Genomic DNA, 8,721 nt, shown 5'->3' on the forward strand with positions numbered 1-8,721 from the left:
CTATTTATTTAAAGTTACAATATTAATTTGATTAGGACATAGTAAACGATATTCATAACCATCTTCCATTCCTAAACCATTTGAGATAACTAATTGACTGTTATCAATTGAATGTTTGCCACTAACATAAGTAGAACCGTTATTTCGTTTAAATAAACCGCCAATAAATGGAAGACGAATATAACCACCCATAGTATGACCTGAAAGTTGTAAGGCAATTTTGCTTTTGGCACTTTCTTTGAAATAATCAGGTTCATGAACAGCAACTAATTTATAGCTATCACGGTTATTGTCGTTGATTAGGCCATCGAGATTACCGCTGCTCTCTAATCCAAATAGACTAATTGTGGCATTTTTATAATAGATAGGGCGATATTCGTTTCTTAAAACTTCAAAACCGCCTTCATTTAAAATGGCAATAGTATCATTAACAGTAGTTAAGTCTTTTTCACCTAAAACGGCAAATTTTCCATAGCTAGATTTTATCTTTCCTAAAACTTCAATTACTTGATCATTAGAAAACGGGGTACTTTGAAATAAATCGCCACCAAATATCACCATATCAACTTTTTCTTTGTTTAGACTTGTAACAATCTTTTCTAATCTTTTAATATCACTATCGTTTTTTAAATTAATATCACTAATAAAACCAATTCGAAAATCTTTAAATTCATCAGGCAAATTGTCATTATTAATCGTTGTGTCTTTTATTTTATAGCCTTCAGGAGCAATACTGTGGCTATAATAGTAGGTAAAGCTAATTGCAATTACAACAATTACTAAAATTAATAATTTAATAATTCTAATCTTTCGTTTCATACTTTCTTATTCATGATTACTGGAATAATCATTGGATTACGTTTTGTTTTACGATAGAAATATGAAGATAGAATATCACGAGTCGTATTTTTTATTTCCCCGAAAGTAGTTTTACCTTGCAATAATTTTGATAAATTAGTTTCAACTAAATATTCGGCTTCACGAATCATTTTAAAACTGTCTTTCATATAAACAAAGCCACGTGAGATAATAACAGGACGAGTTAATAATTTACCACTTCTAGAATCCATACTGATCAAAATAGAAACCATTCCATCTTCTGATAAAATTTGACGATCTCGTAATACTGCCGTTGATAAACCACTAATATCATTACCATCAACATAGATATCTTCAACATGTATTCTTGGTCCTAAACGCGCTTCACCGTTATTTAATAAGATCGTATCACCGTTTGATAAAACAAAACTGTTTTCTGGTGGGATACCAACGTCCTGAGATAGTTCGGCATGAATTTTTAACATCCGATATTCACCATGAACTGGGAAAAAGTATTTTGGCTTAGTTAATAACATCATCAGTTTTTGTTCTTCTTGTGAAGCATGTCCTGAAGTATGTAAGTTATTAAAAGTTGTATTAGTTAAAACCCGAGCACCGGCTCTAAATAATTTATTAACGACGACATTGACACTATAAGCATTGCCAGGAATTGGATTTGATGAAAAGACTACTGTATCACCAGGTTTGATTTTGACAAACTTATGAGTTCCGTTAGCGATTCTGCTTAAGGCTGCTAAAGCTTCACCTTGTGAACCGGTACATAAAATTAGTATTTCATTATCAGGTAATCTTTTTGCCTGATCATTTTTGATAAAGAAACGATCAGGACATTTAATATATCCCATAGCTCTAGATACTTGGATATTATTTTCCATTGAACGACCATAAACTAAGATCTTACGATTGAATTTTACTGCTGCTTCAACGATTTGTTGGACCCGATGAACATTTGAAGCAAATGTTGCTACAATTAATCGTCCTTCAGTTTTTCTGAATTCTTCTTGAACACTATTGGCAACTTTCTTTTCACTAATAGAAAAAGTAGGAACTTCCGCATTAGTTGAATCACTCATTAATAAAGTTACTCCGGTTTCCCCTAAAAATGACATTTTTTGATAGTCAGCTACATCTCCTACTGGTGATAAATCAAATTTAAAATCACCAGTTTCAATGATTCTGCCATTAGGACTATTAATGATAATACCTAATGATTCAGGGATTGAGTGATTAGTTTTGAAAAAACCAATATTAAAGTATTTTGAATGAATTTGATATTCATCATCAATTTCAATGATCTTAGTAGCATTAGTAAGTCGTCTTTCTTCTAATTTTCGTTTGATCATCGCACTTGCAAGTGGAGTTGCATAAATGAACGGAATTTTTACTATTTGAACTAAAAAAGGAATACCACCAATATGATCTTCATGACCATGAGTGATCAAGAGACCACGAATCTTTTTTTCGTTTCTTTTTAAATATGTATAATCAGGAATTATATAATCGATTCCTGGTAATCCTTCTTCTGCAAATTTGATGCCGGCATCGACAATAAAAATTTCATTATCATGTTCAAAACAATAAGTATTTTTTCCGATTTCATTTAATCCGCCTAAGGCAAAGATTTTGGTATCAATGCTATTTTGACGGTGATAATTAGTTCTTTTTGGATAATTCTTTTTTCGATTTTGTGATTTGCCAGATTGTCTATTATATGTATTTGGCTTTCCTTGCATAAATTTCCTCCTTATTTTTATTTTGTCTTCTTTATTAATTATTATAACACAAAGTAAAAGACAAGAAACAAAGTTTCTTGTCCTAAATAATCTTTTTACATGCAGCTAATGCTAGAGCATGTGGTCCAATATGACATGAAACACTTAATGATAATGGATCGCAAAAAACTATTGAATCATGACTAAGAGCTTCTAACTCTTTTTTCAATTCTAGACCTTGGTCACGATCATAAGTATAAGCAACACATAAACGAACATTTTTACCTTGACCTTCAGGGTCGATTCTTGTAGCAATATCTTCTTTGATAGCATCGATCATAATTTTAGTTGCTTTTGCCATTGTTCTACTTTTAGAAAAAGTATCTAACTTTTCACCTTGGATTTGTAAAATCGGTTTAATTTTCATCATTCCACCTAAAATGGCAACAGCTGGTGTGATCCGACCACCTTTACGTAAATATTCAAGTGTATTTACAGTAATATAAATAGAAGCATTTAGCTTATTAGTTTCTAAGATTTCTTTAATTTCTAAAGCTGATTTACCAGCTTTAGCTAATTCAATGGCATCTAAGACATCCCATTTTTGAGTTACTGATATTCTTTGTGAATCTACAACTTGAACTTTACCGTCATATTCGCTTGCTAGCATCAATGCGGTTTGACAAGAACCGCTTAATCCACTCGACATTGGAATATGAACAATTTCATCGTATTCTTGTAATACTTCATCCCATAATTTACTAACATCACCAACAACTGGCTGACTAGTAAAAACTTCAGCCCCACCCATTAGTTTTTCATAAAATTCTTCTTGGGATAAATTAATGTCTTCATAGAAGGTCTGACCATCAATAGTAAAAGGCATAGGTAAGACTCTAATACCTAATTTTTTCCCTTCATCTTGGGTAATTCCAGAATTACTATCAGTAATAATTGCAACTTTACTCATAAAAAGCCTCCTATCTATAAACCATATTGTACTTAATTTCTTGAAAATTGCAAACTTTTTAATTGTTTTATTAAAATTAATTGCTTAAATGAAGATATTTCGATACTGTTCTACAACTTGTAACACAGATATAACTTTGATATACTACTATTATAGAGGAGGCGGTTTTATGAAAATTGATCATGGTAGTAATATTCCCATTTATGAACAAATTTATCAACAATTTCTTAATTATATAACGACCGGGTTAATGCCTTCTGATAGCCAGCTTCCTTCAATTAGAGAATTATCATCATCATTGCATGTTAATCCTAATACTGTTTTTAAAGCTTATCGTTTGCTTGAAGAACAAGGCTTTATCTATTCGATTCCTGGTAAGGGTAATTTTGTTAGCAGCAAGCAATTAACCCAAACAGAACTGTTTAAAAATCAAATTAATCAGTTAACTAAAGAAGTGGTTGTAAAAAGTAAATATATTGCTCTTTCATTTGAAGAAGTATGCCAGCTTTTAGAGCAGATGTGGGAGGAAAAATAATGATTGTTGTAAAAGAATTATCAAAGAAAATAGATCATAAACAAATTTTAGACAATATTAATCTAAATATACCTAAGGGTTCAATATATGGAATTATTGGCGAAAATGGGGCTGGCAAAACAACTTTGATTCGCCATTTGGTCGGTGTTTATAGTGGTGACTTAGGCTTTGTAGAAATCAATGGAATGCGAGTTTATGAAAATCCTGAAGCTAAAGCCAAGTTTGTTTATATACCGGATGAGTTTTTTGGTGTTTTTGGGCGCAATATTGAAGATATTAAAACTTTATATCAGGGGATTTATCCGAATTTTGATGAAAATCGTTATAATAAACTTTTGAAAATGTTCAAATATACTGGTTTTGAGAATTTTAATAAATTTTCTAAAGGAATGAAAAAACAAGTAATGTTTATTTTAGCGTTAGCTTGTAAACCAGAATATTTAATTATGGATGAACCATTTGATGGCTTAGATGCGCATATTCGTAAATTGATTTGGGATATTTTAATTAAAGATGTTAGTGAAAGAAAAATGTCGATCTTTATTTCTTCACATCATTTAGATGAATTAGATAGTATGTGTGATTATATTGCTTTAATTAGTAAGGGTAAAATAATATTTGAAGAGTCGTTAGAAAAATTAAAAGAAGATTATCATAAAATCCAGGTTGTCTTGGAAAATGGTGATGAGGTATATGCTTTGGAACAGGAACTAAATGTTTTATCGCATCAAATGATTGGTAGAGTACATACTTTGATTGTTGTTGGTAAAATTGATGAAATTTGTCAAGTTATTGCGAAGTATCATCCTTTGGTAAATGAAATTTTACCTCTTTCATTGGAAGATATCTTTATTTATACTTTAGGAGGCAAGTATAATGAGCTTAAGGCAGTCATGGATTAATACTGGTATGTTGAAATTAATCATCAAAAATAATCTTTTTCCTGCCAAAATTTCATTAATAATTTTTATTGGTGTTTATGCGATAACGGCTATTTCAGGATTTCCTGGAGGAACCGACATACTTTGTGTATTTGTTTTTTGTTTAAGTGCTTTGATTTTAACGATTATTTACCCTTGTTATCTCCAAAGTTATCTGGTAGATAAAACCAAATCATCGGTGATTGCATCATTGCCGCTTAAAACTAAAAGTATCTGGTTTACTAATTATTTAGCGGGATATTTAATCGCTCTTGTAACATTATTAATAGAAGGTATTTTGTTAATAGTAATGGTTAGTATCCGTAATAATGACTATACTAGTGATCTTTTTTATCGTTTTATCATAATGATTTTTGTTTTATTATTTGTATATTACACGATCACTTTTTTGGTTTGTAGTATTTCTGGCAGAAGACTGGGACAAGTGATTTTTAGTATTTTTATGTATTTTTTACCAGTAATTTTGATTATTGGCTTTATCTTTATTGAACCTTATTTAGTACCTGTTGCTATGCAGGGGATTGATAGTTTTTATTTTTATTTAATGATTCCATTAGTAGCGGGACTTGATTTTATTAATAATGGAAGTAATTATATTTATTTTCATTTATTTACAGCTGGATTATTATTAATTGCTAGCTATTATATCTATAAACATCGGGAAAATGAATACGTTGGAGAACCGCTGGTTTATCATAAGATTAATATTTTTATAAAAGCGGGAGTAGTAATTGCAATTTCAATAGTAGTTTTTTGTTTGGTTTTGATGGCTGGCGATATTGATATTAACTATGGTTTTTCTGGGACATTATGGATGTTATTGCTGTATTTAATTGTTTGTATTAGTGTTACTTTAATTGTTGAAATTATGTTTAAAGGACGACATATTTATCGTAATTTAATTGTTTATCTATTCATTGCTTCATTAGTTTTTACAGTTAATTATTTTGTGGTGAATAATCGTTATTTAAAAATTACTGATACTTATATGTCAGATGAAAATTTAATCATTACTCGAATGTTTAAAAATGATGAAGGAACGATTCAGGATATTTCATTATCATTTGATGCATCATTGTCATTTGAGCTTCGAAAATATTTAAGTAAACATCGGGATATGATCCATTGTGATAATAATCATGACGGTTTAGTTAGATTAACTTTTTTTGGCAGTCAAGATTATGATTTATATGTAGAAAAAGATGTGCTAATTGATTTTTTTGAAAATGATGGCCATAAATATTTTGATGATATTAAAAATTATCAAGGTATTGAAAGTGAGGATTATGTTATCTTTGCAATAGATGATTTGCAGATATATTTAAATCAGGCAGAACTTAGAGAATTATTGGCAATGACTAGTGTCCAAGAAATAAAACCAGCGGATTTAATTAATAAACAGCTTCAATATTGTTATGGAAATAACAGTGAAAATAGTTATTATTTCTTATCTTCGCCAGAAATTATTAGTTTTTTAGAAAGTCCTGAATTAATTAAACGCAGTACTTTGATCGATGAAGCATTTGCTTTATTTGATAGTATTGTTGATGATTATAATGATGATTATGATTTGTTATTGGAACAGGCTCTAGTGCGTGGTTTAGCTGGAAAGCAAATAAATTTATATTATTGTGAATATAATCAAACGGCTTTAAAAGATTTTAATGATCATCAGGTTTTTTTTGAAAACGAATATCAGATTGTTACTGAAGATAATATGAAAATATCGTTGATGATAAATTTTGTAATTGAAATGATTGATAATGAAATTGTTGTTACATCAATTGAGGTAGGTGGAACAAATGAGTAGTCTATATAAAAATGATTTAAAACAATTAAAAAATATTATCATTATTTATATTAGCTTTTTACTGCTTAGTTTTATTGTAACTGTTTTGTCGTATGAAAATGGAATGCCTGCTTTAAGTTTATATGTGTTAATTTTTATTTTTTCTATCGTTATACCAATATATAATTTACAGTATTTATTTGATATTAGTAGATATTGCCAAGTATTAGCACTGCCAGTGACTAAAAAAAGACTATTTTTAATTAAATATTGTAGTGGTTTAACAGTTTTGTTAATTCCTTTAACGATATATTATTTTGGATTACTGTGCTTTAAACAAACTGGTGTGAGTAATATTTATCTTAATTCATTATTACTGATTTGGGTTTATTATACGTTAAGTTATTTATGCACTTTAGTAACTTGTCAGATATCAGTTGATTTAGTATTACAAATAGTGCTGTTTTTATCACCGATTCTTTTATATTCATGTTTATTTACAGTATATCAAACTTTTTTTCGCGGAATTATTTCAATGTCGCTTTCAAAAACAGTAGTTAGTTTTTTGATTCCGATTTATCATTTGATTGGTTTAAAAGCAACCAGAATTCAATTTGATTATGTTCTTGTTTATTTGTTTTATGGACTGGTTTTATTTATTTTAGCTGCAATTGCCAGCGATAAAAGAGATATTAATAAAAATTATCATGGTTTTAGTTTTGCGATTATTGGTGAATTAATTAAGGCGATGATAATTATTTCTGTTTCCTGGTCGATTACCGCTTTAATGGATTTAAGTTCGCAATCAATTAGAGCATTTATCATTATTAATATTATTGCCACTTTTATCGGTGTTTTTATTGTTCAATATATATATTGGCGTAAAATTAAATATTTAATATGTTTATTTCAAGCAATTGTTTTATCAATCATGACTTTATCGATATTTTTTGTTTCTAAAAAGCAGATTGAAAATTATATTCCTGATGATATTCAATCAGTTGTAATTAACCATGATCTTGAATATTTAGTTAATGAAACAGAAATTTTTAATGAAAATAATAATATAAAAAATAAAGCAGATATTGAAAAAATTGTCGCATTTCACGAAAATATTCTAGAAAAGAAGTGTGATTATGGTAATTATAATATTGGCTTTGTTTATAATTTAAATAATCATGAACAAGTAATTCGTAATTATCAGGTTAATTACAATGATTATCAAGAAATCATTAGTAATTTTACCCCTGAAATCTTAAAAAGCTGGTACTGTGATTATTATACAATGGTTAATCAGTTAGAAACTACTTTTCTAGTTGATTTTCAAGAGCTGGATAATGGCAGTATTATTGATCAGATTATAAATAAAAGTGATATTTTGTTATTTAAAAACTTACTGGAACAACAACTTAAACGTTTTGAAGATAATCTTAATTTATTATTAGAAGTTGGTGAAACTAGTTATCGGACAGTTACATTAACGGATAAAGATAATAATTCACATACATTTTTTTGTTATTCCAATGACCCATTGGCTCTGGCAATTAAAGAATATAATAAAATTAAAGCAAATTAGTTGTAATTATTTGATAAATTGGGATAATGTAGTAGAGGTGATATAAATGAAAATATTAGAAAGTAATGAATTTGATAGTGCGATTGCTAGTGGTGTAGTATTAGTTGATTTTTATGCTGACTGGTGTGGGCCATGTAAAATGTTAGGACCAGTAATTGAAGGATTAGCTGATAAAATGGAAAATGTAACTTTTTATAAACTGAATGTTGATAATTCTAGCGATATCGCTAGAAGATATGGAGTTCAGGCAATTCCTAATTTAATTATTTTTAAAGATGGAAAAGCAGTTGACCAAATTACTGGATTTGTACCAGAAGCAGAAATCGTAAGTCATTTACAAAAAGTATTATAAGTTAAA

8 protein-coding genes are annotated in these 8,721 nt (G+C 28.9%); 5 read left to right on the top strand and 3 right to left on the bottom strand.

The features are described 5' to 3' along the window. The 3 genes from J7M77_RS08155 to J7M77_RS08165 all read right to left on the bottom strand — a co-directional run bounded on the left by J7M77_RS08155 (window position 1) and on the right by J7M77_RS08165 (window position 3,522). A complete protein-coding gene (locus J7M77_RS08155) occupies window positions 1–819 on the bottom strand; it encodes a metallophosphoesterase (protein ID WP_296877339.1) in 819 nt (272 codons plus the stop codon). Continuing rightward, window positions 816–2,573 carry a ribonuclease J gene (locus J7M77_RS08160; RefSeq protein ID WP_296877340.1) on the bottom strand — a complete coding sequence of 586 codons (1,758 nt, stop codon included), beginning with the start codon at window positions 2,571–2,573 and terminating at the stop codon, window positions 816–818. Before J7M77_RS08160 ends, J7M77_RS08155 begins: the two co-directional genes overlap by 4 nt. Window positions 2,574–2,655: 82 nt before the next feature. Next, entirely contained in the window at window positions 2,656–3,522 is an 867-nt protein-coding gene (locus J7M77_RS08165; protein WP_296877341.1) for a DegV family protein, read from the bottom strand. Between the two features lie 169 nt (window positions 3,523–3,691). Here J7M77_RS08165 and J7M77_RS08170 point away from each other — a divergent pair, with 169 nt between their 5' ends. From J7M77_RS08170 to trxA, 5 genes are read left to right on the top strand one after another with little or no spacing between them, the layout of a single operon-like run. Continuing rightward, window positions 3,692–4,057, top strand: coding sequence for a GntR family transcriptional regulator (locus tag J7M77_RS08170; protein ID WP_296877342.1), 366 nt, complete (start codon window positions 3,692–3,694; stop codon window positions 4,055–4,057). Next, window positions 4,057–4,959: an ABC transporter ATP-binding protein gene (locus J7M77_RS08175; RefSeq protein WP_296877343.1), complete on the top strand. Its 903-nt coding sequence runs from the start codon at window positions 4,057–4,059 to the stop codon at window positions 4,957–4,959. Before J7M77_RS08170 ends, J7M77_RS08175 begins: the two co-directional genes overlap by 1 nt. Further along, window positions 4,934–6,808 carry an ABC transporter permease gene (locus J7M77_RS08180; RefSeq protein WP_296877344.1) on the top strand — a complete coding sequence of 625 codons (1,875 nt, stop codon included), beginning with the start codon at window positions 4,934–4,936 and terminating at the stop codon, window positions 6,806–6,808. The genes J7M77_RS08175 and J7M77_RS08180 overlap by 26 nt, the downstream gene beginning before the upstream one ends. Then, on the top strand, window positions 6,801–8,363 hold the full coding sequence (locus J7M77_RS08185; RefSeq protein WP_296877345.1) for a hypothetical protein: 1,563 nt from the start codon (window positions 6,801–6,803) through the stop codon (window positions 8,361–8,363). Before J7M77_RS08180 ends, J7M77_RS08185 begins: the two co-directional genes overlap by 8 nt. Window positions 8,364–8,409: 46 nt before the next feature. Next, window positions 8,410–8,715, top strand: coding sequence for a thioredoxin (trxA, locus tag J7M77_RS08190; RefSeq protein ID WP_296877346.1), 306 nt, complete (start codon window positions 8,410–8,412; stop codon window positions 8,713–8,715). Window positions 8,716–8,721: the final 6 nt, after the last annotated feature.

This window comes from Thomasclavelia sp. (genome assembly GCF_017889095.1).
GTDB lineage: Bacteria > Bacillota_I > Bacilli_A > Erysipelotrichales > Coprobacillaceae > Thomasclavelia.

Coding starts and splice junctions, on each gene's coding strand:
- J7M77_RS08155 (WP_296877339.1), bottom strand. CDS start 819: ATGAAACGAAAGATTAGAATTATTAAATTATTAATTTTAGTAATTGTT.
- J7M77_RS08160 (WP_296877340.1), bottom strand. CDS start 2,573: ATGCAAGGAAAGCCAAATACATATAATAGACAATCTGGCAAATCACAA.
- J7M77_RS08165 (WP_296877341.1), bottom strand. CDS start 3,522: ATGAGTAAAGTTGCAATTATTACTGATAGTAATTCTGGAATTACCCAA.
- J7M77_RS08170 (WP_296877342.1), top strand. CDS start 3,692: ATGAAAATTGATCATGGTAGTAATATTCCCATTTATGAACAAATTTAT.
- J7M77_RS08175 (WP_296877343.1), top strand. CDS start 4,057: ATGATTGTTGTAAAAGAATTATCAAAGAAAATAGATCATAAACAAATT.
- J7M77_RS08180 (WP_296877344.1), top strand. CDS start 4,934: ATGAGCTTAAGGCAGTCATGGATTAATACTGGTATGTTGAAATTAATC.
- J7M77_RS08185 (WP_296877345.1), top strand. CDS start 6,801: ATGAGTAGTCTATATAAAAATGATTTAAAACAATTAAAAAATATTATC.
- trxA (WP_296877346.1), top strand. CDS start 8,410: ATGAAAATATTAGAAAGTAATGAATTTGATAGTGCGATTGCTAGTGGT.